This window comes from Streptomyces sp. NL15-2K (assembly GCF_030551255.1).
In the GTDB taxonomy this organism is placed as follows: domain Bacteria; phylum Actinomycetota; class Actinomycetes; order Streptomycetales; family Streptomycetaceae; genus Streptomyces.
Window position 1 is genome coordinate 3,365,977 of the sequence record NZ_CP130630.1, and the last position, 25,390, is coordinate 3,391,366.

Consider the following 25,390-nt stretch of genomic DNA (forward strand, 5'->3'; position numbering starts at 1 on the left):
CCGCGTCCGAGCCATGCCCGGCGCCCTTCCAGTGCCGGTGAGCACCCCCACCCCCCGGCACCAGCCAAGGGCCACGCCCCTGCACCCCGGCGCCTGGTGGCTCTGGTCCCTCTCCCTCGGCACAGCCGCCACCCGAACCACCAACCCCCTCCTCCTGACCCTCCTCATCACCACCTCCGCCTACGTAGTGGCCACCCACCGCCCCAACACCCCCACCGCCCGCTCCTACACCGCCTTCCTCAAGCTCGCCCTCGCCGTCCTCCTCATCCGCCTCGCCTTCGCCGTAGTCCTCGGCTCCCCCATCCCCGGCACGCACGTGATGGCCACCCTCCCCGAAGTCCCCCTCCCCGACTGGGCCCAAGGAATCCGCATAGGCGGCCGGGTCACCGCCGAAGGCCTCCTCTTCGCCCTCTACGACGGCCTGAAACTCGCCACGCTCCTCATCTGCGTCGGCGCCGCGAACGCCCTCGCGAACCCGTCCCGCCTGCTCAAGTCCCTCCCCGGGGCGCTCTACGAGATGGGCGTGGCCGTGGTCGTAGCCCTCACCTTCGCCCCCAACCTCATCGTCGACGTACAACGCCTGCGCGCCGCCCGCCGCCTGCGCGGCCGTCACGACAAGGGCGTCCGCGGCCTCCTCCAGGTCGCGCTCCCCGTCCTGGAGGGCGCCCTCGAACGCTCCGTCGCCCTCGCCGCCGCGATGGACGCCCGCGGCTACGGCCGTACCGCCGACGTGCCCGCCCCCGTCCGCCGTACGACCGCCGCCCTCACCCTCGGCGGCCTGCTCGGCGTGTGCGCGGGAACGTACGGACTGCTGACGGCCGAGGGCGGCACCTACGGCCTCCCCGTCCTCCTCGCCGGACTCGCCGCCGCCCTCGCCGGACTGCACCTCGGCGGCCGCCGCTCCCCGCGCACCCGTTACCGCCCCGACCGCTGGGGCGCCCGCGCCTGGCTGGTCACCGGTTCCGGCGTCGCGGTCGCCGTCCTGCTCACCCTCGCGTCCGCCCGGGACCCCGAGGCCCTGCACCCGGGCGTGGTCCCGCTCGTCGCCCCCACCCTCCCCCTGTGGCCGGCGGCGGCCGTACTCCTCGGCCTGCTGCCCGCGTTCACCGCCCCCAAGGAGCCGTCGTGATCCGCTTCGAGAACGTCTCCGTGACGTATGACAGCGACAGCGACGGCGACGGCCCCACCGAACCCACCGTCCAGGGACTGGACTTCGAGATCCCCGAGGGCGAACTCGTCCTGCTCGTCGGCCCGTCCGGCGTCGGCAAGTCCACCGTCCTCAGGGCGGTGAGCGGTCTCGTGCCGCACTTCACCGGCGGCACCCTGCGCGGCCGGGTCACGGTGGCCGGCCGGGACACGCGCACGCACAAGCCGCGCGAACTCGCCGATGTCGTGGGGACGGTGGGCCAGGACCCGCTCTCCCACTTCGTCACCGACACAGTCGAGGACGAACTCGCCTACGGCATGGAGTCGTTGGGGCTTGCGCCCGAGGTGATGCGGCGCCGCGTCGAGGAGACGCTCGACCTCCTCGGCCTCGCCGACCTGCGCGACCGCCCCATCGCCACGCTCTCCGGCGGCCAGCAGCAGCGAGTCGCGATCGGCTCGGTCCTCACGCCGCACCCGCGCGTTCTCGTCCTCGACGAGCCGACCTCCGCGCTGGACCCGGCGGCCGCGGAGGAGGTCCTCGCGGTGCTCCAACGCCTCGTCCACGACCTGGGTACGACGGTCCTGATGGCCGAACACCGACTGGAACGCGTCATCCAGTACGCCGACCAGGTCGCCCTTCTGCCGTCCCCCGGGGCGGCTCCGGTCCTCGGCACCCCGGCCGAGATCATGGCCGTATCGCCGGTGTACCCGCCGGTGGTCGACCTGGGCCGACTGGCGGACTGGTCTCCGCTGCCACTGACGGTCAGGGACGCGCGGCGCCGGGCCGGAAGCCTGCGGGAGCGGCTGGAGAGGGCGGGAAGGGTGGGGAGCGCAGAGGCCGCCACGGCGACGACGACCGAAGCCGGCGCGCACGCGCGGCGGGCGGCAGGCGACACCGCGCAGGCGACGCCGGCCGCGCCGGGCGCCGACACGACCGGCCCCGCGCCGGTGGACGCGGCCACGCCCTCCCGCCCCGACGCGTCCGCGACGCCGCCCGCCTCCGCCACCTCCCGCCCCCCGGCCTCCCGTCTCCCCCGCCTGCTCCGTCGGCGCGTCCCCACGACTCCCGCGCCCTCAACCCCCGCACCCCCGGCCGAAGTCCGCTCCCTCGCCGTCCGCCGCGCCCGCATCCAGGCCCTCCGCCACATCGACCTCACCGTCACCCCCGGCGAGACGATCGCCCTCATGGGCCGCAACGGCGCCGGCAAGTCCACCCTGCTCAACATCCTGGTCGGCCTCGTCGAACCCACCTCCGGCTCGGTGAACGTCGGCGGAGCCGTACCGCACCGCACGCCCCCGCGTGACCTCGTACGCCGCGTGGGTCTCGTCCCGCAGGAGCCCCGCGACCTGCTGTACGCCGACACGGTCGCCGCCGAGTGCGAGGCCGCCGACCGGGACGCCAGTGCCGAACCCGGCACTTGCCGGGCCCTGGTCCGCGGCCTGCTCCCCGGCATCACCGACGACACCCACCCCCGCGACCTCTCCGAAGGCCAGCGCCTCGCTCTCGCCCTGGCCGTCGTCCTGACGGCCCGTCCTCCTCTCCTGCTCCTCGACGAGCCGACCCGGGGCCTGGACTACGCGGCGAAGGCCCGCCTGGTGGCCGTCCTGCGCGGCCTGGCGGCCGAGGGGCACGCGATCGTGCTGGCCACGCACGACGTCGAACTGGCCGCCGAACTCGCCCACCGCGTCGTCCTGCTGGCCGACGGAGAGGTGATCGCCGACGGACCGACGGCGGACGTCGTGGTGGCCTCCCCCTCCTTCGCCCCGCAGGTCACCAAGATCCTGGCGCCGCAGAAGTGGCTGACGGTGGCGCAGGTGAGGGAGGCGCTCGCATGACAACCGGAGTCCAGCGCCAAGCGCGTGCCGTGCGCCTGGGGCCCCGCTCCACAGCCGCGCTCGTCCTGGTGAGCGCGGTGGGCGTGGCCGCCCTGGGGTGGCCGTTCCTCGCCCCGCCCGCCTCCCAGGTCAGCGCGCACGCGCAGGACGCTCCCTGGCTCTTCGCGGGCCTGCTGGTCCTCCTGGTCGCCGTGGTCGCCGCGACGATCTCCGAATCCGGCCTGGGTCCGAAGGCGGTGGCGATGCTCGGCGTGCTGGCGGCCACCGGCGCCGCCCTGCGCCCCATCGGCGCCGGAACCGCCGGTCTGGAGCCCATGTTCTTCCTGATGGTGCTGAGCGGACGCGTCCTCGGCCCCGGCTTCGGTTTCGTCCTCGGCTCGGTCACGATGTTCGCGTCGGCGCTGCTCACGGGCGGGGTGGGTCCGTGGATGCCGTTCCAGATGCTGGCGATGGGCTGGTTCACGATGGGCGCGGGCCTGCTGCCGGGCCCGGACCGGCTGCGCGGCCGGGGCGAGCTGGGGCTGCTGGCCGCGTACGGCTTCCTGGCGGCCTTCGCCTACGGCACGGTGATGAACCTGGCGGGCTGGCCCTTCATGGGCACACTTGCCTCGAACATCGCCTTCGACCCGGAGGCGTCGCCCCCGGCCAACCTGGCCCGCTTCCTCCTCTACTGCCTGGCCACCTCACTCGGCTGGGACCTGGGCCGGGCCCTCGTCACCCTCGTCCTGACCTTCCTCCTCGGCCCGCCGATCCTCAGGGCGCTGCGGCGGGCAACTCGCCGGGCGGCCTTCGAGACGGCGGTCACTTTCGACGCCCCAACTTCGTGAAGCACCCCACATGACCCAGGTCACTACGAGGCCGGGTCGTAGATCCACCAGCCTGTCATGTACGCGGAAACACCCGCTCTGACCTGCGCTTTGAGAGCCTCGTCACACGACACCCCATTCACCCACATGCGACCACAACTAGTAAAACCGGTCATTGCGGACACCCGCCGATCCTGCTTCTCTGAATGACGTCGCACGGCGCCACGTGCCCTCAGGGCCGCGGCGTCATCGCATGCCTCCCCGCCCCGCACCGCGTGGTTCCGGCATGCCGCGCACGCCCTGTCCCCGAAGAAAAGGTCCTCCGTGCCCGTCTCCCGCATCGTTCGTCGCATCGCCGCCCCGCTGGCCTCCCCGAAGAAGGCCCTCACCACCGCCGCCGTGGCCGCCGCCACCGCCGGCATCGCCCTGACCGCGGCCCCCGCCCACGCCGCCACCACGGCCTCCTCGGCCACTCAGGCGAAGACGATCGCGCACAAACTGATCCCGGACAGCGCGCAGTACAAGGCCTTCAGCAACATCGTCGAGCACGAGAGCGGCTGGGACGTCGACGCCACGAACGTCTCCTCCGGCGCCTACGGCCTGGTCCAGGCCCTGCCGGGCTCCAAGATGGCCGCGGCCGGCTCCGACTGGAAGACCAACGCCGAGACCCAGATCAAGTGGGGCCTCGACTACATGAAGTCCCGCTACGGCAGCCCGACCGGCGCGTGGGCGTTCTGGCAGGCCAACGGCTGGTACTGACAGCCATTCCAGCGCCCCTTGACGCGAAGGCGGCGGCCCCCGGATCCCCGGGGCCGCCGCCTTCGCCCATGTCCGGCTGGATGTCAGCCCTTGACGGCCGAGCGCCCACCAGATCGAGGGCAACAACGTCAACAGCGACTGGTGGCAGCTGGAACACAGCGGCGGCGCCATCGCCGAGCCCAGCCTCGACGCGGCCGACAGCTACCACCGGTGGCGCGAGGACATGGACCTGCTCGCCGAACTCGGCTTCACCGACTACCGCTTCAGCATCGAATGGGCCCGCATCGAGCCCGCCCCCGGCCACTTCTCCAAGGCCGAGCTCGCCCTCCCCCATAGCCTTAAGGGCATGGGGGTGCCCCCATCCGGCGCATGGTCGACGGCGCCCTCGAACGCGGCCTGCGGCCCATGGTCACCCTGCACCACTTCACGGTCCCGCGCTGGTTCGCCGAGCGCGGTGGCTGGACCGCGGACGGGGCGGTGGACCTGTTCGCGCGGTACGTGCGGGCGACCGAGCCGGTCATCGGCACCGGCGTACGGCACGTGTGCACCATCAACGAGCCCAACATGATCGCGGTCGCCGGCGCCGTCCGCGAACTGGGCACCGAAGCACCTCCCACGGCGGGCCTCCCGCTCCCCGACAAGGCCACCACCGACGCCCTGATCCAGGCCCACCACCGCGCCACGGCCGCCGTCAGGGCGATCTCCGCCGACATCCAGGTCGGCTGGTCGATCGCCAACCAGGTCTACCAGGCTCTGCCGGGCGCCGAAGCCGCCACCGCCGCCTACCGCCACCCCCGGGAAGACGTCTTCATCGAGGCCGCCCGCGACGACGACTGGATCGGCGTCCAGTCCTACACCCGCACGAGGATCACCGCCGACGGTCCCATCCCGGCGCCCGACGACGCCGAACGCACCCTCACCGGCTGGGAGTACTACCCGCAAGCTCTCGGACACGCCCTGCGCCACACCGCCGCGATCGTCGGCGACGTCCCCCTGATCGTCACCGAGAACGGCATCGCCACCGACGACGACAGCCGCCGCGTCGACTACACCACCGGAGCGCTCCAGGAAGTCTCCGCCGCCCTGGAGGACGGCCTCGACGTACGCGGCTACCTGCACTGGAGTGCCCTCGACAACTACGAATGGGGCTCCTACAAGCCCACCTTCGGCCTCATCTCCGTCGCCCCCGACACCTTCGAACGCACCCCCAAGCCGTCCGCCGCCTGGCTCGGCAACCTCGCCCGCACGGGAATGCTGCCGCGCGCCGGTCGCTGAGCGTTCTCAATACCGCATACCTCATACCGCATACCTCATGCCGCATTGCCGGAGGGCAACCTTCCGGGCCGCGCGCGCATCAAAGGTGCATGAAGCCCAAGTGCACGGTGCTCGGGGCAGTACTGGCTGCCGTCGTGCTCGCCCTGACGCCCGGTGCAGCCGCTGTGGCCGACGATCCGTCCGCGACACCGTCCCCCCTGCCGACGCAGGCACACGCGACGATCCAGGCGGAGAAACAGCTCAACGTGGGGTCGGCGGCGCAGTCGGCCGAGGTGAGCTGGATGTTCTGGGACGGCGGAGCGCAGGTCCCCGCACCCGCGAACGAGACACTCGTCATCGACGCGCGTGACCTGGCGGACGTCGCGAGCGTCACGGTCGACGACCCGAGGTGCGAGGACGACGGGCAGGTCATCACCTGCGCCAACACGGATTCCTCGCAGTCACGTTCGGTCGCTTTCACCGTACGTGCGGACGCGGGCGCCACCCCCGGCGCCGACGGCACGATCACGTACACCGTCAGCGCCGACCATGCCACCGGTACCACCGCGAACGCGAAGGTGGTCGTCGGCATCCCGAACCTGGTCGTCGGCAGGCTGCCGGATGTCACGCACGCCAGGATCGGGTCCCGGATCGATGTTCCGCTCCGGCTCCGCAACACCGGGGATCTGGCCACTGACCGGCGCGTGATGCTGCGCTGGGAGTCGGTGGGCGGTCTGGTCTTCGACCGCAAGTTCTCCAACTGCGCCTACGGCGAAGGCGATGAGCCCGGCGAGCCCGGCAGCCGGACGTCCGTCACCTGCGTCTTCCCGGTCGGCCCGGACTCCGTGCCCGCAGGGGGCACCGTCGAGCTGAGCAGCCCCCTGACCGCCACGGTCGGCAAGCGCGTCCTGACCGCTGTGACCGACTACTCGGTCGAACTGCTGAGACCTGGCGTCGAGCCCGGCGGCGGCAGCCACCAGGGCACCGGGCCGGCGCTCACCCTCGTGCGGGCGTCCGGGGCGGGAGGCGGATTCGAGAAGGGTGCCGAGGGCCGGTTCACCGTCGCGGCCGACAACTCGGCGGATCTCGCGGCCGAGGCCACGACGAAGCCGGGCCGCAAGGCGGGCGAATGGACCCTGGACATCAACGCCGTGAACCACGGCCCGGCCTCCGCGTACGGGATCGACAACAAGGCTGTCGCCGTGGTCGACGTCGTCCTGCCCAAGGGCGCGGTCGTGACCGGCACCGCTCACATGGAGGAGGACGACAGCCCGTACGGCCCCTGCCTTCTCCGGGACGGCAGCACCGGGACGGCACCTTTCGAGGCGGGCCACCGGCATTACGTGTGCACCGTGCCGTTCGGTGTCGCCGCCGGCAAGAGCCAACTGTTCGCACTGTGGGTGAAGACCTCCAAGGCCTACGACGGCGCCAAGGGCACGGCGACCGTGCGCCCCGGCCCGGCCGGCATCCCCCTCCACGACCCGGACGCCTCCAACGACAGCGCCACGTTCACCTTCGGCACATCGGCCACACCGACCGCGGCGACACCGTCCGGGGACACGATCGCCGCCACCGGCGCGGGCCGGACGACACTCATCGCCACAGCGGCAGGCTGCGCCGCCCTGCTGGGCGGCGGGGTCATCGTCGTCCGATACCGCAGGCGTTCCCACTGACGCGGGACGGATGCGGTGGGCAGCCGCCTCCTTCTGAGAGGCCCCGGCCTACTGTGTGACCCATGGCGACGATCCGGCAGATCTCGTTGGGAGTGGACGACGACGAGCGGGCGGGGGAGTTCTGGCGCCAGGCGCTGGGATATGTGCGGCGGCCGCCGCGGTTCGAGGGGGATGACTGGATCGTCCTCGAGCCGCGGCCGGGCGAGCCCGGTGTGGCCATCGCCATGGACGTGAGCGAGAGTCCCGCCGAGGACTGTCCACGTATCCACTTCGATCTGGACGCGGAGGACCGCGATCTGGATGAGGAAGTGGACCGTCTCGTGGCACTCGGGGCGCGGCACGTGGACTGGCCGCACTATCCCGAGACCGTGCCGCCCGGTGGTCGGCCGTACGTGGTGCTGGCCGACCCGGAAGGCAATCGGTTCTGCGTCGAGGGGCGGCGTCGTAGCGGTTGAGCGGCAGCTCGTAGTTGTCTTGCTCGGGCAAATGGCCCTCTCGTCAGCCCAACAGGGCGCCACCGACAAGGAGTTGAGCATGGGCGCACCGGACGCGCAGGACGCGCAGGACACGGCCCGGCGGCTGCGGGCGATCAGCGACGAGTTGTCGGAGCGTTTCTATGAGCGGGCCGATGTGGTGCGGACGCTGGTGGTGACGTTGCTGGCCGGGCAGCATTCGTTGGTGCTCGGTCCGCCCGGTACGGCGAAGTCCGAGATGGCCCGGGAGCTCACGGGCAGGGTCGAGGGGGCGTCCTATTGGGAGATCCTCCTGTCGAAGTTCACCGCGCCGACGAGGATGTTCGGTCCCATCGACGTCGCCGCGCTGGCCCGGGGTGAGTACCGCCAGGTCTACGACGGCCGTGCCACGACCGCGCATGTCGCGTTCATCGACGAGATCTTCAAGTGCTCCACGGCGGCGCTGAACGAGACGCTGGGCTACCTCAACGAGCGGATCTACCACCCCGAGAACGGCGGCGAGCCGATCCGCTGTCCCCTGATCGGGGCCATCACGGCGAGCAACGAACTGCCCAGCGAAGAGGACGCGGCCGCGATCTACGACCGGCTGCTGGTGCGGATCCAGGTCGGGTACCTGGAAGACCCGTCGAACTTCGCCGCCCTGGTCCGCTCCGCCGTCAACCGCCCCGCGGCGCCGCGACGGACCACCATCGAGCTGGCCGCGTTGCAGCACGCCGTGACCGAAGCCGTCCCGGCCGTGGACGTCCCCGACGTGATCGTGGACGCGGTGTGTACGCTGCGGGCCGCCCTGCGCCGCAAGGAACTCGTCGCCTCCGACCGCCGCTGGCGGCAGGCGGTGGGCCTGCTCCAGGCGTCCGCGTACCTCGACGACCGCCCGGCCGTCGCCGAGAGGGACCTGTCGGTGCTGACTCACGTGCTGTGGGACTCCCCCGCCGAGCGCCCGACCGTCGAGCGCGAGGTGCTGCAACTGGTCAACCCCGACGCCAAGGAGGCGCTCGACCTGGCCGACACCATCGACGAGCTGGAGGCCCAGCTCGACGCCATGGCCGGCCAGTCCCGCGAGGCGCTGAGCGAGTGGGTCATCAAGAAGGCCCACAACCAGCTCGCCATGGCGGGGAAGCGCCTTGAGAAGCTGCGCGAGGAGGCGGCGGGCGCCGGCCGCTCCACCGCCGCCATCGACCGGGTCACCGGCCGCCAGCGCGCTGTCCGCGCCCGCGTTCTCACCGAGGCCCTCGGCATGGACGCGAGCATGGTGCAGGCCCCGCTGTGAGCACCGGCGGGCCCTTGAACGCCAACGGACTGGACAAACTCGACGAGTTGGCGAGCCGGGCCGGGAAGTGGCTGGGCCGGTCCGCCGCCGTACCCGAGCGGCACACCACGGCCGTCGTCGCGGACCGGTTCGACAGGATCACCTGGCGCGACACCTACGAGCAGTCGGCCGGACTGCGCGAGCTGGCCGAGGAGCTGAGCGAGCGCTACGACCACACCACCGACCTCGTGACCACCGACCTCCTGACCGACGCGTTCCTGGCCGCGTACAAGGCCAGACCCCGGTTGCGCGAGAGCGCGGAGATGGATCCGTCCCGGCTGGTCAACCATCACCTCGTCACCGCGCTGGTGGAGTCACCGGAGTTCGCGGAGCTGCACCGGGAGACGGCCGGCGATCCCTACGCCGCCGCCATGGCCGTTCTCGCGCAGGCGGCCGCCCTGCGGGGTCTGCTGGAACGCTCCCGGAAGACCCAGGAGCAGGCCGAGCGGGCGAAGAGGGCCCAGCAGGACGCCGACGCCGTGGCGACCGCCGTGAGCGAGGCGCTGCGGCAGGCCGTCGAAGAGGCCGGCGAGGACGGGACCGTGCCCGCCCCGGCCGCCGACGCCGTACGACAGGCGATCGAAGCGGCGGAGGACGCCGAGGCCGCTGCGCAGCACGCCGCGCAGGCCCTCACCGCGGCAGCCCCCGGTATCCGTACGGCCGCGCGGACCGCGGCGGCGAAGGCCGCCGAGGCCGTGCGGGAGGAGGCCGCGCTGATGCGGGCGTGGGGCGTCGGTCCCGGCGAGCTGGAGCGGATGCCGTTCGAGCAGCGCGCCCGGCTCGCCGAGCGGCTGCGCACCAGCCGTCTCGCGGAGTGGGCCGAACTGATCGGCCGTTTCCGGCAGATGGCCGGCGGCGAGCGCGCCCGCAAGGTGGAGAACGCCGCCGGGGAGCTGGTCGGCGTCACGCTCGGCAATGACCTCTCCCGCATCATCCCCTCGGAGCTGGCGGGCCTCGGCCTGCCCGAGCTGCGTGCGGTGTTCGCCGCGCGCTACGCCGCCGGGGAGCTGATGCTCTACGACAGCCAGGGAGAGCAGAGCACCGGCCAGGGCGCCATCATCGCGTGCGTGGACACCTCGCACTCCATGTACGAGGCGGGGCCCGGCGGAGTCACCCGGGAGGCGTGGGCCAAGGCGTGCGCCCTGGCGCTGCTGGATCAGGCCCGCCACGCGAAGCGTGACTTCGTCGGCATCCTGTTCTCCGCCGCCGACAAGCTCCAGGTCTTCCGCTTCCCGGCCGGCGAGCCCGCCGACATCGCCGACACCCTCGACTTCGCGGAGACCTTCCTCGGCGGCGGCACCAGCTACCAGACGCCGCTGACAGCGGCCGGCGAACTGCTGGAGGAGGAGTTCAACGACGCCGCCCGCACGCGTGGCGACATCGTGATGCTCACCGACGACGACTGCGGCGTCACCGAGGAATGGATGCGCGGCTGGAACGACGCCAAGCACCTGCTGGGCTTCCGCGTCTTCGGCGTGGCCATCGGCGCCCCGCGCGTCGCCGAGGCCGACTCGGTCCTGGACGCCCTGTGCGACAACCTCCGCTCCATCGAGGACCTCACCGACGTCCACGCCGCCGCCGACCTCTTCCGCGTGATCTAGGCCGCGGGCATTCGCCGGGTCTCGGCCACCACAATGGGTCAGGCGGCCAGAAACGACAGGACTATGCACGGGATTGTGGAGCACTACCGCGTGCCTTAGTGTGCATGCGCATGACGCTGGAGGAACCTGTAGAGCGCTCTGGTGAGCAGCGCAAACAGCGGTCCAGGGAACTCCTGGTGAGAGCGGCGGGCGAACTGCGCCTGGGACGCCGTCTCGGATACCCGCACCGGATCCGGGCCTGGGAGCGCGAGTACCGGCGATACCACGCCACGGCACCGGAAGAGCGCGGGCGGTGGCACCGCCTGCGGACCGATCTGCGGGACGCCCGGATCGGCCCCCTGCCCGCCCCCGACCACCACAGCCTGACCCGGCACGAGGCGGGCGTGGCTCCGCGGCTGTATCAGGAGCAGGTCGGCTACAACTACGGCGGGAGCTACGAGCTCATGTGGCGCACGGTGGGCTACCGCTGGAACGTGGGGGATCACCCCGAGAAGAGGAGCACCTGGTTCACCTTGACGGTGAATGCCGACGGGGCCCCTGAGTTCCGCACGCCGAACCTTCGTGACTCGGTCGGCGAAGACGGCGTCTTCCGGGCCGACCCCGCGGGCTGGCGGGCACTGATGCACTACGTCAGCGAGACCGTCGCCCGCCAGGACTCTCCGAGGAAGCTGATCCGGCTGTGGCAGCATCCGTGGAGCCGCGACGGCGTGGACACGTCGTGGCGGGACGTGCACTAGCTCTGCTGAGCCGCAGCGCCGCTTGCCGAGCGGCCCAGTGATTGGCAGATCTGTTCCACCGGCGCGGCCACCTCACCTGGGGTTTTCCCTCGCGGGGGTGGAACAGATCTGCCAATTACTCCCGATCCCCGTCGGCGGGCCGCAAGATCTTCCGTGCCGCCTGCCGCAGCGCCGCTACGAACGGCTCGTCGCGCTTGCCCGGCAGCCAGGCCAGCGCCGCCGTCCACGGCTGGAGGCCGGTGACCTCGACGTACGAGACACCGGGGCGCGGGTAGAGCCAACGGGCGGCGTCCGGGGGCAGTTGGATGCCCTCGCCCATGGCGATCAGCGGCAGGGCGCTCTCGTAGTCGATGACCGCGTGCGGGCTGTACCGGACCGGTTCGCCGTCCGGTCGCGGGTCCACGGCCCAGAAGTCCCGATAGACCTTCGGCACCCGCTCCGACCAGCCGATGTGGGGCTCGCGCGCGAGGTCGGCCGGCGTCAGTGGGCCCCTGTCGACAAGAGCGTTGTCGCTGGACATCGCCGCGCAGCGCGGCCCGTCGGTCAGTGGCAGGGTCTGGATGCCGTCGGGGACGGGCAGCGCCACGAACGCCGCGTCGACCTCGCCGGACAGGATGGCGGTGGCGGCGTCGAAGCCGATGCGCAGCACCTCCACCTCCAACCGAGGTCGCCGCCTGCGCAGTTCGTCCATGACGGCCGGAATCGGATCGATCGAGGTCATCGCCTCGAACGACCCGATGACGATCCGGCCCGCCGCCGCATTGGCCCTCGTCCCGGCCTCCCGGCACAGCCCGTCGGCCGCGTCCACCACGCTCCGCGCCCGCCCCACGAGCGCCTCGCCCGCCGCGCTCAGCGCGACCCTGCGTGTCGTCCGGTCCACCAGGTCGACGCCCAGCCGCTCCTCCAGCGTGGTGATGTGCCGGGAGAACGTCGGCTGGGCCATGTAGGCGCGCCGGGCGGCGCGGCCGAAGTGCAGCTCCTCGGAAAGGATCAGAAAGAGCTGTAACTGCTGGATGCTCGGATACCTCGTGCTCCGTCCCGATACAGCCATAGTCCCGAGGCTATCAATGGGCCACAGCCTTCGATCAAAAGGGCCTTCCCCGGACATTAGGGATCACGCAAGACTCGATGGCGTCCGATGAACCCGACCTACGGGGAGAACCAACCCACATGGCATTCGCCATTCGTCGCAAGACATCCGCCGCCCTGCTCGCCGTGGCCACCGTCGGTGCCCTCGGCGCGACCGCCGCACCGGCCGGCGCCGAGGAGCAGCAGCCGCAGGCCGTCGACCGGTGGCCGGTCTGCGCCACGGCGCCCGACGGCGCGCTGACCCTGGACTACGACACGGGCGGCAACCCGGACGCGGACAGCAGCGTCTGCTGGAGCGGTTCCGGCCGCGCCACCAACGAGGACGACCAGCACCTCCTCCGGCAGATCCACACCGCCAACAACCGCGGCTCCCTGCACCTCAAGACCGGGGACCGGGAGTGGGACCTGTCCTTCGAGCAGAACCAGTCCCACGGCATCCCTGACAACACCCGCCTGCTCGGCCTCTCCATCAACGAGTAGCGCCGGACGGACCACCGGGCTGTGAGGCCCGCGCCCTCACCGGCGCGGGCCTCACGCGGTTCACCCTCCTGAGCCTGAGCTCAGGCACTCGAACCACACGGCTTTCCCACCCCCGGATCTCGGCTCGACCCCCCACTTGTCGGCCACCGCGTCCAGCAGCACGAGCCCGCGCCCACCCTCTGCCTCCATGGACAACTCGGCCGACACGCAGGGCAGTTCGGGCGACCCGTCGGCCACCTCGACCCGAACCCCCTCCCCCGCCCGGAGCCGCAGCACCACCAGCACGCAGCGCCGGTCGGGGACATGCCGTACGACGTTCGCGACCAGCTCGGTCACGCCCAGCTCGGCGGCGGCGGACAGCTGCGGCAGCCGCCACTCGGCGAGCAGCGAGCGGACGATACGGCGGATGTGGCCGGCGGAGTGTTCGCCCACGGTGAGGCTCATCCGGTACTGGACGGGGGCGGGTCCCCCATGCACGGGGGGAATGTATGCGTTCACGAGACGAGCGTGACCTCGCGTAACTACGCTGGGCTACCGAACAGACACAACTGGTTCAGCAGTGGACCGAGTTGCCCGAGAGGGGGCCTCGCGTGACCAACATCAACGCTCTCGATCCCGGCGCCTCGCCGCTCGATTACTACGGCTTCGAGCTGCGGCGACATCGGGAAGCCGCCGGGCTGACACAACGGCAGCTCGGCGACATCGTCAACTACACCGGCTCGATGGTCGGCCAGATCGAGACGGCACGGAAGCTGCCGACGCCACAGTTCAGCCAACGGGTGGACGCCGCGCTGGGGACCGGAGGGTTGCTGTTCCGGCTCGTCGACCTCGTGATGCGGAGTCAACTTCCGGCCTGGTTTCGCGAAGTGGCGGAGCTGGAAGCGCGGGCGACGGAGATCTGCACGTTTCATACGCACCTGGTGCATGGTCTTCTGCAGACCACAGCGTATGCGCGGGCCGTGCTGGGTGCGTTGGACCAGGAGGACCTCGACGACCGCACCGCCGTACGGCTCGCCCGTCAACGCATCTTCGAGAAGGAGGAGCCGCCGGTCTTCTGGGCTGTCATCAGCGAGGCCGCACTCTGCCAGGAGATCGGCGGCTCGGAGGTCATGCGGGGTCAACTGGCTCAGCTGTTGGCGTTCGAGGACAATCCCCGGATCAACATCCAGATCCTGCCGTTCACGGCCGGAGTGCACTCAGGCCTGCAAGGCTCGTTCGACCTCTTCCGCTTCGCGAGCGATCCGACCATCGTCTATACCGAGGGGTACGGCACCGGACATCCAACCGCGAACCCGGACACCGTCAAGGACTGCTCACTCCGTTACGATCATCTCCGAGCCGCCGCACTCTCCCTCAAGGACTCGGCGGAGCTGATCCGGCGAGTGATGGAGGAACGCTATGGAGAACAACGCGATTCCGACGAGGACTCAGTGGCGTAAGTCGTCGTACAGCGGCGACCAGGGCGGCTCGTGCATCGAATGCGCCCCACTCGGCCCCCTGACCTGGCGCAAGTCGTCGTACAGCGGAGACCAGGGCGGCAACTGCGTGGAGATCGCCGAAGCCACCGCCACCTCCACCATCGCCATCCGCGACTCCAAGAACCCGGCGGGACCGATCCTCACCCTCGACCCCGCCGCGTTCACCACCTTCGTCACCTGGACGACGACTACAGCCGCTGAATGATCGTCCCGGTGGCCAAGCCGCCACCGGCGCACATCGTCACCAGCGCGAACTCCTTGTCGGCGCGCTCAAGTTCATGCAGGGCCGTCGTGATGAGCCGGGCCCCCGTCGCTCCGACGGGGTGCCCGAGCGCGATCGCGCCGCCGTTGACATTCACCTTCGCCAGGTCCTGCTCGAAGACCTGCGCCCAGCTCAACACCACCGACGCGAACGCCTCGTTGATCTCGACGATGTCGATGTCCTTCAGGGACATGCCCGCCTTGCCGAGCACGGCGCGCGTCGCGTCGATCGGCCCGTCGAGGTGGAAGTGCGGGTCGGCGCCGACCAGCGCCTGGGCGACGATCCGCGCGCGAGGCCGCAGCTTCAGCGCACGGGCCATCCGTTTCGAGGCCCACATGATGGCCGCCGCGCCGTCGCTGATCTGCGACGAGTTGCCCGCCGTGTGAACGGCCGTAGGCATGATCGGCTTCAGCCTCGCCAGCGCTTCCATCGATGTGTCGCGCAGGCCCTCGTCCCGTTCCACCGACCGCCACATGCCCTGCCCTGCGCGCTGCTCGTCCTCCGTGGTGGGCACCTGGACGGCGAAGGTCTCGCGCTTGAACCGTTCCTCGGACCAGGCGACGGCGGCCCGCTCCTGGGAGGTCACCCCCAGCGAGTCGACGTTCTCCCGGGTCAGCCCACGGTGCCTCGCGATCCGCTCCGCCGCCTCGAACTGATTCGGCAGGTCCACATTCCACTCGTCGGGGAACGGCTTCCCGGGCCCGTGCTTCGACCCCGACCCCAGCGGCACGCGTGACATCGACTCGACGCCGCACGAGATCCCCACGTCGATGACGCCCGCCGCGACCATGTTGGCGACCATGTGGGAGGCCTGCTGCGAGGAGCCGCACTGGGCGTCGACCGTCGTCGCGGCCGTCTCGTACGGCAGCCCGACCGTCAGCCAGGCGGTGCGCGCGGGGTTCATGGACTGTTCGCCGGCGTGGGTGACCGTGCCGCCGACGATCTGTTCGACGCAGTCGGCGGGGATGCCGGTGCGGCCGAGGAGTTCTCGGTAGGTCTCGCCCAGGAGATAGGCGGGGTGGAGGTTGGCGAGCGCGCCGCCGCGCTTGCCGATGGGGGTGCGTACGGCTTCGACGATCACGGGTTCGGCGGCCATGGGTGCGGATCCTCTCCTCCGAACAGCCCTCGGAACTAGTACGTGTTCTAGTTCTGTATGCAGTCTGCTGACCGGCCACCCGCAACCGCAAGAGGCGTGCGGGCAATTGAGGGCGCCGCATCCCTTGCTACTTGTAGAACCCGTTACTACCTTCACGGCAGCTCTATTCCTGATGAGCCGTCAGAAGCTGGAGTGAGTTGCCGATGCCCTGTCCAGCGCTCCCCGACGGGTTCGACTTCACCGACCCCGATCTGCTGCAACACCGTGTCCCGCTGCCGGAGTTCGCCGAGCTGCGCCGGGCCGAACCGGTCCGCTGGGTCCCCCAGCCGCCCAATCTCGCCGGCTTCCAGGACGAGGGGTACTGGGCCGTCACCCGGCACGCGGACGTCAAGTACGTCTCCACGCACCCCGAGTTGTTCTCCTCGTACCTCAACACGGCGATCATCCGCTTCAACGAGCACATCGAGCGCGACGCGATCGACGCGCAGCGGCTGATCCTGCTGAACATGGACCCGCCGGAACACACCCGGGTCCGCCAGATCGTCCAGCGGGTCTTCACGCCGCGCGCCATACGGGCGCTGGAGGACCGCCTGCGCGCCCGCGCCCACGCGATCGTGACCGAGGCCCGCGCCCGCTCGGGCTCCTTCGACTTCGTCACCGAGGTCGCCTGCGAGCTGCCCCTCCAGGCCATCGCCGAGCTCATCGGCATCCCGCAGGACGACCGGGCCAAGATCTTCGACTGGTCCAACAAGATGATCTCGTACGACGACCCGGAGTACGCGATCACCGAGGAGGTCGGCGCGGAGTCGGCGACGGAACTCATCGCGTACGCGATGAACATGGCGGCCGACCGCAAGCAGTGCCCCGCGAAGGACATCGTGACGACGCTGGTTTCGGCGGAGGACGAGGGGAACCTCAACTCGGACGAGTTCGGCTTCTTCGTGCTGATGCTGGCCGTCGCGGGCAACGAGACCACCCGCAACGCCATCACCCACGGCATGCACGCCTTCCTCACCCACCCCGACCAGTGGGAGCTGTACAAGGCGGAGCGCCCGGCGACGACGGCGGAGGAGATCGTCCGCTGGGCGGCCCCCGTCAACTCCTTCCAGCGCACCGCCACCCAGGACACGGAACTGGGCGGCAAGCAGATCAAGAAGGGCGACCGGGTGGGGCTGTTCTACGCCTCCGCCAACCACGACCCGGAGGTCTTCGAGAACCCGGACGCCTTCGACATCACCCGCGACCCCAACCCCCACCTCGGCTTCGGCGGCGGAGGCCCGCACTTCTGCCTCGGCAAGTCCCTGGCGGTCCTGGAGATCGACCTGATCTTCAACGCGATCGCCGACGCGATGCCCGACCTGAAACCGACGGGCGATCCGCGCCGCCTGCGCTCCGCGTGGATCAACGGGGTGAAGGAACTACAGGTCAGCGCGGGCTGACGTATCCGTGGGAACTCGGGCCGACGGCTTCCCGGCGCCGTCGGCCCGTTCGGTCGTACGCGCCCTCGGGCCCTGGAACAGATAGGCGAGCCCGAAGCCCGCCCCCACGGCCATCGCCCCGCCCACCGCGTCCAGGACCCAGTGGTTGCCGGTCACCACGATCGCCGTGACCGTGAAGAAGGGGTGCAGCAGGCCGAGGGACTTCATCCACCACTTCGGGGCGATGATCGCTATGACGAGGCCGCACCACAGGGACCAGCCGAAGTGCAGGGACGGCATCGCCGCGTACTGGTTGGTGAGGGCGGTCAGGGTGCCGTAGTCCGGCTGGGAGAAGTCCTGGACGCCGTGCACGGTGTCGATGATGCCGAGCGACGGCATCAGGCGGGGCGGGGCCAGCGGGTAGAGCCAGAAGCCGACCAGGGCGAGCAGGGTGGTGAAGCCGAGGGACGCGCGGGCCCAGCGGTAGTCGACCGGTCTGCGCCAGTACAGGACGCCGAGGACGCTCAGCGGGACGACGAAGTGGAAGGACTCGTAGTAGAAGTCGAAGAAGTCGCGGATCCAGTCGACCTTCACCACGGCGTGGTTGGCCCAGTGCTCGATGTCTATGTGGAGCCAGCGCTCCATATCGAGGATCTCGTGGCCGTTGTCCTCCGCCCGCGCCCGGCCCTCCGAGTTGCTGCCGCCGGTGGCCGCGAGTCTCACCCGCTGGTAGGCGGCGTATGTGACGCGGATGAGGAGCAGTTCCAGCAGGAGGTTCGGGCGAGTGAGGACCCGGCGGAGGAAGGGCAGGAGCGGGACACGCTTGAAGCGGGCGGGGACCGGCTCCGCGAACTCCGTCGGGATCGGTGACTGGTAGTACGGCGACGTGCGGGACAGGAACGGGAGGAGGGTCGCGGCGGCCAGGGCCGCGAGCAGCACCACGTTGTCACGCAGGGCGTACAGCGCCGGCATGTTCGGCAGCATCATCTTCGCCGGCAGTGTCATCACCAGGACGACGGCGACCGGCCACACGTACCGGTCGGAGGCCCGCTTGCCGACCCGGCCGACGACCGCGAGCAGTACCCACAGCAGCTGGTGCTGCCAGGTGGTCGGGGAGACGGCGATCGCGGCGCAGCCGGTGATCGCCACGGCGAGCAGGAGCTGCCCGTCGCCCGCGTAGCGAACCGCCCGGCGCACGCCGAGGACCGCGACGGTCGCGCCGAGGAGGAGGAAGAGGGTGATCTCCAGCGGGCCGGACAGGCCCATCCGGAGCAGGGCGCCGTGCAGCGACTGGTTGGCGAGGTCGTCGGCCGGTCCGCCGAGGCCGACGCCCGCCATGTGGTGCACCCAGTAGGTGTACGAGTCGTGGGGCATCGCCGCCCAGGCGAGCACGGTGCATCCGGCGAACGTGATGCCCGTGGCGAGGGACGCCTTACGGCGACCGGTGAACCACAGCAGGGGCGCGAAGAGCAGCACGGTCGGCTGAAGGGCCGCCGCGAAGCCTATGAGCAGGCCGCTGGCCCGCTGGCCGCGTACGGCGAAGCAGCCGAGCAGCACGAGCAGGACCGGGATGATGCTGGTCTGGCCGAGCCAGAGGGTGTTGCGCACCGGCAGCGACAGCATGAGCAGGCTGACCGCGACGGGCGCGGCGAGCAGGGAGGTCCGTCTGCTCACCGGCTGCGGCAGGGCGCGGGCGGCTATCAGGCCGAGGGCGACGACCAGCAGCAGCGTGCCGAAGGTCCAGCCCCAGCCGAGGGCCTGCTCGGCGGCTCTGGTCAGCGGTTTCATGACCAGCCCGCCGAAAGGGGTGCCGGTGAACCGCGTCGAGTCGTACAGCGAGCCGTTCACATGCAGGACGCCGTTCGGACCGACCCAGGTCTCCAGGTCGGTCAGCCGCTCCCCCCGGGGGGTACTGAGGACGACGGCCACTTGTCGTACGGCGAGGACGGCCGCGACCAGCCACAGGCCGAGCCGCGCCAGGCGCAGGCGTGCCTGGGTCGCTCCGACGGCCGTAGCTCCGAAAGCCTCCGCCGGTCGCCCACTGTGCTCCGCATTCGCCACGCCTCGTCGGCCTCCCGCCCCGTTCGTCCCACGCGTCACACGCGTCGGTTTTCCATTACGAGCCCTAAGAGGCTCGCACCACCCCCGGAGAGAGACGCAGGCAACCCCCTCTTCACCTGACGTCCGTTCTCCTTTTGTCCCAATGACGTTGTTCCAAAGACGATAGTCGGGTGGTGGTGTGGTTGCCTCCGCTGGGCGCGAGAAAGATCACAAGTGGTGCCGACGCCCGGGCCGATGGGCCGATGGGCCGATGGGCCGGAAGCGGTCGGCGGGAGGACACTGACAGGGAACCGGCACGCGACTATATTCATTAGCACAGCTAGTTAGCTGACCTAACTAGACATAGGAAAGGCACAGGTGCATGAGCGAGTCGCAGCTCTGGGACGACGTCGACGACTACTTCACCACCCACCTCGCCCGGAACGACGAGGCCCTCGAGGCCGCCCTGCGCGACAGCGAGGCGGCCGAGCTGCCGCCCGTCAACGTCACGGCGCCCCAGGGCAAGTTCCTCCAGCTCCTGGTCCAGCTCCAGGGCGCCCGCACCATCCTGGAGATCGGCACTCTCGGCGGCTACAGCACCATCTGGCTGGCCCGCGCGCTGCCCGCCGACGGCCACCTGATCTCGCTGGAGTACAACCCCCGGCACGCCGAGGTCGCCACCCGCAACATCGCCCGCGCGGGCCTCGACAAGCAGGTCGAGGTGCGGGTGGGCGCGGCACTGGAGTCGCTGCCCCAGCTGGCCGACGAGAACCCGGCCCCCTTCGACCTGGTCTTCATCGACGCCGACAAGGCCAACAACCCGCACTACGTCGAGTGGGCCCTCAAGCTGACCAGCGTCGGCAGCCTGATCGTCGTCGACAACGTGGTGCGCGGCGGCCGGGTCGCCGACGCGGACAGCACCGCGCCGGACATCCAGGGCACCCGCACCGCCATCGAACTGATCGGCAAGCACCCGAGGCTGAGCGGTACGGCGATCCAGACGGTGGGCGGCAAGGGGTACGACGGGTTCGCGATGGCGCGGGTGCTGGCGTAGGGCTGGGTTTTTTTGGTTTTTTGGTCAGAGTGAGGGCTGGGGTTTTCTGTTCAGAGTTGCTCAGACCTCGTGGTAGAAGCCGACGTTGACGCTGCGCGGGGCGGTGCGGTCGTGGATGACGATCTCCCCGCTGCCGCCCCGGGGCAGCGGGACCGTGCCGCCGTACGCGAGGGGCTGGGTGTACTCGCCGACGGTCAGCCGCACCTCGGAGGACGGGTCGGGCTGGGAGCCCTGCAGCCAGGTCACCTGCCAGGTGCCTTCGGGGCCGCACAGGAACTCCAGGTGGACGCGGGAGACGAACAGCCAGTCGTCGGGTGTGGCCAGCCGGCACACCGACTTGTCCCGGCCCACCCGCAGCAGTGCGCCCGGGTCACTGGGCGCGTCTGCCATGAGCATGCCGGCCGTGGCGCCCTCCTCCGCCGCGGAGACGGTGGCCATGGTGAGTTCGAGCACGTGCGCTCCTCCTGAAGTGTCCTTACTCAGCCGCCGAATGATAATTCCCCCGGGCTCAACGCGTCCGGCACAATGGACTCATGACCGAGCGAAAGCCACCCGGAGTTCCGTTCGAGTCCTGGGTCGACAGGCAGATCCGTGAGGCGGAGGAGCGCGGCGCGTTCGACCGGCTGCCGGGCGCGGGCAAGCCGCTGCCGGGCGTCACCGACGCGCCGTACGACGAACTGTGGTGGATCAAACGGAAGATGGCCCGCGAGGGCTGGTCGGTGCTGCCGCCCGCGCTGGCGCTGCGCAAGGAGGCCGAGGACGTGCTCGCGGCGGCCGCGCAGGCGCCCTCCGAGCGGATCGTCCGCAAACTCGTCGAGGACCTCAACGTCAAGATCCGCGACCACGTGGCCAAGCCGCCGCCCGGCCCCCCGCTGGGTCTGAGGCCGTACGACGTCGAGGAGGTCGTACGGCAGTGGCGGGAGGGCCGGGCGGCGGAGGAGTAGCGCTGTTTGTAGCGCTGTTTCCGCTGTTTGTAGCGCCGTTCAGAGGCGCAGCAGGCGTTCCGCGAGTTCGCGGTAGTCCCGCAGGGCCAGGCGGAGTTGTTCGGTGTCGGCGGATGTCGCGGGCTTGCCGGCGCCGCCTTCCGCCATCTGCCAGGACATGCGGAGGGTACGGCGCCGCTGCGTCACGGCATCGGTGAACCGGGAGGCGGCCTCCTCCAGCACATGATCGGCCTCCTCAACGGCGTCCCGCGGCCCGTCCACGAACCCGGCGATCGCGTGCTGAAGCCGCAGTGCGAGCTTGTCGGACTCCTCGTGCGGGAGGAGCGGGGTGCCGGGGGTGTCGGGGGTGCCGGGGGCCTCGCGGCCGGGAGCGCCTGAGCCCTCGCGGGCGGTGGCGCCGAGCGGGTGCGAGGGGCCCGCGCGGTCGGGGGTGCCTGAGCCCTCGCGGGCGGTGGCGCCGAGGGGATGCGAGGGGCCCGCGCGGTCGGGGGTGCCCGCCAGTCCCGAGGTGCCCGACGCGTTCAGGGCGCCGTCCCGGCCCGTGGCCGTCTCGCCACCGAGCCCGCCACCGGGCACGCCGAGCGCTGTGTCACCTCCCGGCGCCGTTTCGCCACCGCCGTGGCGAGGCGCCACCGTCGCCGGGTCACTCGTCGCGGGGCTGCCGGTCGCGGGGCTGCCTGCCGCGGGCGTCGCCGGGCTGCCCGCCGCTGGGCTGCCCTTCGCGGGACTGCCCGCCGCGGGCACCGCGGGACTGCCCTTCGCGGGACTGCCCGTCGTCCGGTCATGGTCCGGTGCCACGGGGGGTGCCGCGTTGCCCCTCGACTTGCTCTCGCGCGGGGTGCCCTCGGGGCCCGGGCCCATCGTCGCGTCCGTCATGTCGCTCAACTCCCCTTCGCGTGGCGCCGGAATCCCCACGCCATGTGGTGGCCGCGGGCGTGCGCCGGACCGCCGTGGGACCGTACGGTGGGCTTGACGACGGACGTCCGGGACTCCGCCCGGTGCCGGACCGGGCTCACCAGGTCCTCGAACAGGGCCCGGGCCTCGACCATGGCCTCACGCATCTCCTCGGTGCCGGCCCGGCCGCCGTCGTGCTCCCCGTACCCGCCCACGCCCACGCGGGCGACACGGTGCACGCGCCGATAGCCGTGCACATGGTCCGCGTGGTGCACGGACAGCGCGGCGAGTTGCTCCTCGTACTGCCCGCCGTCCGGGAAGCCCCGCGCACCGGCCAGCTCGGCGAGGAGCCGGTCCGCCTCGGCCACTGCTTCCTGCGGCGAGTCGACGAAGCGCTCCTGGGCGGCCGTCCAGCGGGCCTCGTACTGCTCACGTTGTGCCGGTTCCAGCGACCGCTCGCGCAGCGATCCGTGCCGCTCCACGCGCTCGGCGAGCTCGCGCTCGGCGGCCTTGGCGTCCCCGTCGTGCCGGGCCACGGCCCGGTCGTACTCGGGCCCGAAGCGCCGCTTCAGGTGCTGGCCGCCGGGCCCGCGCCGGGCCCGCAGGGTCATCAGGACAGCCGCGGCGATGACGACGACCGCCACGATCACGATCAGAGCGATGATCACGCCAGTGGACATGAATGCCTTCCGGGTTCTCGACCCAACCGACTCTCCGTACGAGCCGGACGCCGACCGGGTAGCCCGGCCGGGCCCGCTCAAACGGCCCCCGAAATCCGTCGCGATGGCGTGTCGATCCGGCGAGCGGCTGCATGGCGCATGTCACTGGTTCCGCAAGCGGCTCAGGTGAGGTGTGGCATCGCGCGCTCGTCCTGCGGGCGTTCCGCGTCGGAGCCGCACAGCTCCTCGTTCAGCTCCTTCACCAGCTGGGCCAGGTCGGTGGGCCGGTCCGGGGCCCACCAGTCGCCGAGCAGTTCGGCCAGGGACTCCTCGCGGGTCTGTGCGAGGCGTTCGGCGACCTCGCGGCCCTGTTCGGTCAGGACGAGGTCGAGGCCCGTGCGGAGGGCGAGGTGCCGTTCCTCGAGCTGGCGACCGGCCTCCATGACGACGGTCAGCGGGACGGTGCTGTGCTCGGTGAGCACGGCCGGCTCGACCCGGCCGAACTTCTTGATCCGCAGCAGCAGCCAGCTCGCCCCGGGCAGGAGGTCGTAGCCCGCCCGCTCGGTGATCTTGACGTAGATCTCGCGGCGGCCCTCCCGCGTGCCCAGCACCGACAGCGCCCGGCACACCTCGTCGTGCGACGACCGCTCCACCGGGTTGCTGGCGAGCGTCTCCGTGACGTCGGGCGCCGTGACCGAGCCGCGCAGCCGGTCCTCCTTCAGGAACCAGGCCAGCACGAAGCCGAGAAGGGCGACGGGAGCGGCGTACAGGAACACGTCGGTGATGGACGAGGCGTACGCCTGCACGGCCGGGGGGCGCAGCGCGGGCGGGAGGGCGGCCAGGCCCCGCGGGTCGGCCTCCAGCGCGTCCACCGAGACGCCGGGCGGCAGTTGGGCGCCCCGGAAGGCGTCGGCCAGTTTCTCGCCGAGGCGGCCCGCGAAGATCGTGCCGAAGATGGCGACGCCGAATGAGGCGCCGATGGACCGGAAGAAGGTCGCGCCGGAGGTGGCGACGCCGAGATCCTCGTACGAGACGGCGTTCTGCACGATGAGGACCAGGACCTGCATCACCAGGCCGAGGCCGAGGCCGAAGACGAAGAAGTAGCCGCTCATCTCGATGGTGGAGCTGTGCTCGTCGAGTTGATGGAGGAGCAGCAGACCGAGCGTGGTGACACCCGTGCCGGCGATCGGGAACACCTTCCAGCGGCCGGTCCGGCTGACGATCTGCCCGGAGACGGTCGACGCCAGCAGCAGACCGAACACCATCGGCAGCATGTGCACGCCGGACAGGGTCGGGCTCACGCCCTGGACGACCTGGAGGAAGGTCGGCAGATAGGTCATCGCGCCGAACATCGCGAAGCCGACGACGAAGCTGATGACGGCGGAGAGCGTGAAGGTGCGGATGCGGAACAGCTTGAGGGGCAGGACGGGTTCGGCCGCCCGCCGCTCGACGGCCACGAACACGACGGCGAGAACGACACCCAGGACGGCGAGGCCCGCGATCTGCGGCGAGCCCCAGTTCCAGGTCGTGCCGCCCAGGGACGCCACCAGCACCAGGCAGGTGGCGACGGACGCGATGAGGAACGTACCGAGGTAGTCGATGACGTGCGGCATGGACTTGCGCGGGATGCGCAGGACGGTCGCGATGACCGCGAGGGCGACGACGCCGACGGGCAGGTTGACGTAGAAGACCCAGCGCCAGCTCACATGCTCGGTGAACAGCCCGCCGAGGAGGGGGCCGAGGACGCTGGTCGCCCCGAAGACGGCACCGAACAGCCCCTGATATCGCCCGCGTTCGCGCGGCGGGACGAGGTCCCCCACGATCGCCATCGACAGCACCATCAACCCGCCGCCGCCGAGGCCCTGCAGGGCCCGGAAGCCGATGAGCTGGAACATGTCCTGCGCGGCGCCGCACAGCGCCGAGCCGATCAGGAAGATCACGATCGCGATCTGGAACAGCGTCTTGCGCCCGTACTGGTCACCGAGCTTGCCCCACAGGGGGGTCGCGGCGGTCGAGGCCAGCAGGTACGCGGTGACCACCCAGGACAGGTGGTCCATGCCGCCGAGTTCGCTGACGATGGTGGGCAACGCGGTCGACACGATGGTCTGGTCCAGGGCGGCGAGCAGCATCCCGAGGAGCAGGGCGCCGATCGAGACGAGCACGTTGCCGGGCACGTGCTCGTCCCGAACGTCGCGCACTTGTCCCGTGCGGTCTTGCGCCGTGCCTGGGGTCACGCCTTGCGCGTCCTCGGCCATGAAGACCTCCCGAGGGTCTCGTTACGAGTTCCATCGTGATCGGTGTGACCAGTTATGGCCTGTTGAGTCCTTTTGGAAGCTGACGTTCCGGGGGCGCACGGGAGACGGTGTGGAGGAGATCTGCATA

General features: G+C 70.9%; 23 protein-coding genes and 1 pseudogene. 16 read left to right on the top strand and 8 right to left on the bottom strand.

The window, feature by feature from the left end; translation table 11 throughout:
• The first annotated feature begins 13 nt into the window (after positions 1-13).
• The 10 genes and pseudogenes from Q4V64_RS14740 (at position 14) to Q4V64_RS14790 (ending at position 11,594) form a co-directional block, all read left to right on the top strand.
• Complete coding sequence (locus tag Q4V64_RS14740) at positions 14-1,129, top strand: energy-coupling factor transporter transmembrane protein EcfT (RefSeq protein ID WP_253267216.1); 1,116 nt, start codon at positions 14-16, stop codon at positions 1,127-1,129.
• The gene (locus Q4V64_RS14745) at positions 1,126-2,982 is read left to right on the top strand and encodes an ABC transporter ATP-binding protein (RefSeq protein ID WP_124442667.1); all 1,857 of its coding nucleotides are present in this window, start codon (positions 1,126-1,128) and stop codon (positions 2,980-2,982) included. Before Q4V64_RS14740 ends, Q4V64_RS14745 begins: the two co-directional genes overlap by 4 nt.
• The gene (locus Q4V64_RS14750) at positions 2,979-3,809 is read left to right on the top strand and encodes an ECF transporter S component (RefSeq protein WP_124442666.1); all 831 of its coding nucleotides are present in this window, start codon (positions 2,979-2,981) and stop codon (positions 3,807-3,809) included. The genes Q4V64_RS14745 and Q4V64_RS14750 overlap by 4 nt, the downstream gene beginning before the upstream one ends.
• 303 nt (positions 3,810-4,112) lie before the next feature.
• On the top strand, positions 4,113-4,547 hold the full coding sequence (locus tag Q4V64_RS14755) for a transglycosylase SLT domain-containing protein (protein ID WP_124442665.1): 435 nt from the start codon (positions 4,113-4,115) through the stop codon (positions 4,545-4,547).
• A gap of 112 nt (positions 4,548-4,659) precedes the next feature.
• Positions 4,660-5,822: pseudogene (locus Q4V64_RS14765) on the top strand (family 1 glycosylhydrolase).
• An 89-nt stretch (positions 5,823-5,911) separates the two neighbouring features.
• Complete coding sequence (locus Q4V64_RS14770) at positions 5,912-7,474, top strand: hypothetical protein (protein WP_124442664.1); 1,563 nt, start codon at positions 5,912-5,914, stop codon at positions 7,472-7,474.
• A 62-nt stretch (positions 7,475-7,536) separates the two neighbouring features.
• Positions 7,537-7,929, top strand: coding sequence for a VOC family protein (locus tag Q4V64_RS14775; RefSeq protein ID WP_124442663.1), 393 nt, complete (start codon positions 7,537-7,539; stop codon positions 7,927-7,929).
• A gap of 79 nt (positions 7,930-8,008) precedes the next feature.
• On the top strand, positions 8,009-9,217 hold the full coding sequence (locus tag Q4V64_RS14780; RefSeq protein ID WP_124442662.1) for an AAA family ATPase: 1,209 nt from the start codon (positions 8,009-8,011) through the stop codon (positions 9,215-9,217).
• A 14-nt stretch (positions 9,218-9,231) separates the two neighbouring features.
• Entirely contained in the window at positions 9,232-10,857 is a 1,626-nt protein-coding gene (locus Q4V64_RS14785; RefSeq protein WP_253267207.1) for a VWA domain-containing protein, read from the top strand.
• Positions 10,858-10,967: 110 nt separating this feature from the next.
• Positions 10,968-11,594, top strand: a complete 627-nt coding sequence (locus Q4V64_RS14790) for a hypothetical protein (protein ID WP_124442660.1) — start codon at positions 10,968-10,970, stop codon at positions 11,592-11,594.
• A 115-nt stretch (positions 11,595-11,709) separates the two neighbouring features.
• Here the strand turns inward: Q4V64_RS14790 and Q4V64_RS14795 are convergent, their stop codons facing one another.
• Positions 11,710-12,645 carry a LysR family transcriptional regulator gene (locus Q4V64_RS14795; RefSeq protein ID WP_172629397.1) on the bottom strand — a complete coding sequence of 312 codons (936 nt, stop codon included), beginning with the start codon at positions 12,643-12,645 and terminating at the stop codon, positions 11,710-11,712.
• A gap of 119 nt (positions 12,646-12,764) precedes the next feature.
• On the opposite strand from Q4V64_RS14795, the gene Q4V64_RS14800 reads away from it, so the two are divergent.
• Positions 12,765-13,163, top strand: a complete 399-nt coding sequence (locus Q4V64_RS14800; protein WP_124442658.1) for a hypothetical protein — start codon at positions 12,765-12,767, stop codon at positions 13,161-13,163.
• Between the two features lie 60 nt (positions 13,164-13,223).
• Here the strand turns inward: Q4V64_RS14800 and Q4V64_RS14805 are convergent, their stop codons facing one another.
• Positions 13,224-13,607, bottom strand: coding sequence for an ATP-binding protein (locus Q4V64_RS14805; RefSeq protein ID WP_124442721.1), 384 nt, complete (start codon positions 13,605-13,607; stop codon positions 13,224-13,226).
• Between the two features lie 146 nt (positions 13,608-13,753).
• Between Q4V64_RS14805 and Q4V64_RS14810 the strand changes: the two genes are divergently transcribed.
• Both Q4V64_RS14810 and Q4V64_RS14815 read left to right on the top strand, forming a co-directional pair.
• A complete protein-coding gene (locus Q4V64_RS14810; protein WP_124442657.1) occupies positions 13,754-14,602 on the top strand; it encodes a helix-turn-helix transcriptional regulator in 849 nt (282 codons plus the stop codon).
• Entirely contained in the window at positions 14,562-14,846 is a 285-nt protein-coding gene (locus Q4V64_RS14815) for a DUF397 domain-containing protein (protein ID WP_124442656.1), read from the top strand. Before Q4V64_RS14810 ends, Q4V64_RS14815 begins: the two co-directional genes overlap by 41 nt.
• Here the strand turns inward: Q4V64_RS14815 and Q4V64_RS14820 are convergent.
• On the bottom strand, positions 14,830-15,999 hold the full coding sequence (locus Q4V64_RS14820; protein ID WP_124442655.1) for a steroid 3-ketoacyl-CoA thiolase: 1,170 nt from the start codon (positions 15,997-15,999) through the stop codon (positions 14,830-14,832). The genes Q4V64_RS14815 and Q4V64_RS14820 overlap by 17 nt on opposite strands.
• A 203-nt stretch (positions 16,000-16,202) precedes the next feature.
• On the opposite strand from Q4V64_RS14820, the gene Q4V64_RS14825 reads away from it, so the two are divergent.
• Positions 16,203-17,438 (top strand): cytochrome P450, encoded by a 1,236-nt coding sequence (locus Q4V64_RS14825; RefSeq protein ID WP_124442654.1) that lies wholly within the window; start codon positions 16,203-16,205, stop codon positions 17,436-17,438.
• On the opposite strand, the gene Q4V64_RS14830 is transcribed toward Q4V64_RS14825, so the two are convergent.
• The gene (locus Q4V64_RS14830; protein ID WP_124442653.1) at positions 17,418-19,478 is read right to left on the bottom strand and encodes a bifunctional glycosyltransferase 87/phosphatase PAP2 family protein; all 2,061 of its coding nucleotides are present in this window, start codon (positions 19,476-19,478) and stop codon (positions 17,418-17,420) included. The two genes, Q4V64_RS14825 and Q4V64_RS14830, sit on opposite strands and share 21 nt — an antisense overlap.
• A gap of 361 nt (positions 19,479-19,839) precedes the next feature.
• Here Q4V64_RS14830 and Q4V64_RS14835 point away from each other — a divergent pair, with 361 nt between their 5' ends.
• Entirely contained in the window at positions 19,840-20,511 is a 672-nt protein-coding gene (locus tag Q4V64_RS14835; protein ID WP_124442652.1) for an O-methyltransferase, read from the top strand.
• 60 nt (positions 20,512-20,571) lie between these two features.
• Here the strand turns inward: Q4V64_RS14835 and Q4V64_RS14840 are convergent, their stop codons facing one another.
• Complete coding sequence (locus Q4V64_RS14840; RefSeq protein WP_124442651.1) at positions 20,572-20,964, bottom strand: hypothetical protein; 393 nt, start codon at positions 20,962-20,964, stop codon at positions 20,572-20,574.
• Between the two features lie 80 nt (positions 20,965-21,044).
• On the opposite strand from Q4V64_RS14840, the gene Q4V64_RS14845 reads away from it, so the two are divergent.
• Positions 21,045-21,455 (top strand): DUF1992 domain-containing protein, encoded by a 411-nt coding sequence (locus tag Q4V64_RS14845; RefSeq protein WP_124442650.1) that lies wholly within the window; start codon positions 21,045-21,047, stop codon positions 21,453-21,455.
• A gap of 39 nt (positions 21,456-21,494) precedes the next feature.
• On the opposite strand, the gene Q4V64_RS14850 is transcribed toward Q4V64_RS14845, so the two are convergent.
• The 3 genes from Q4V64_RS14850 to Q4V64_RS14860 form a co-directional block, all read right to left on the bottom strand.
• Entirely contained in the window at positions 21,495-22,331 is an 837-nt protein-coding gene (locus Q4V64_RS14850; protein WP_253267206.1) for a hypothetical protein, read from the bottom strand.
• Between the two features lie 5 nt (positions 22,332-22,336).
• Positions 22,337-23,029 carry a hypothetical protein gene (locus Q4V64_RS14855; RefSeq protein ID WP_124442649.1) on the bottom strand — a complete coding sequence of 231 codons (693 nt, stop codon included), beginning with the start codon at positions 23,027-23,029 and terminating at the stop codon, positions 22,337-22,339.
• 161 nt (positions 23,030-23,190) lie between these two features.
• Positions 23,191-25,263 (bottom strand): MDR family MFS transporter, encoded by a 2,073-nt coding sequence (locus Q4V64_RS14860; RefSeq protein ID WP_124442648.1) that lies wholly within the window; start codon positions 25,261-25,263, stop codon positions 23,191-23,193.
• Positions 25,264-25,390 lie beyond the last annotated feature (127 nt).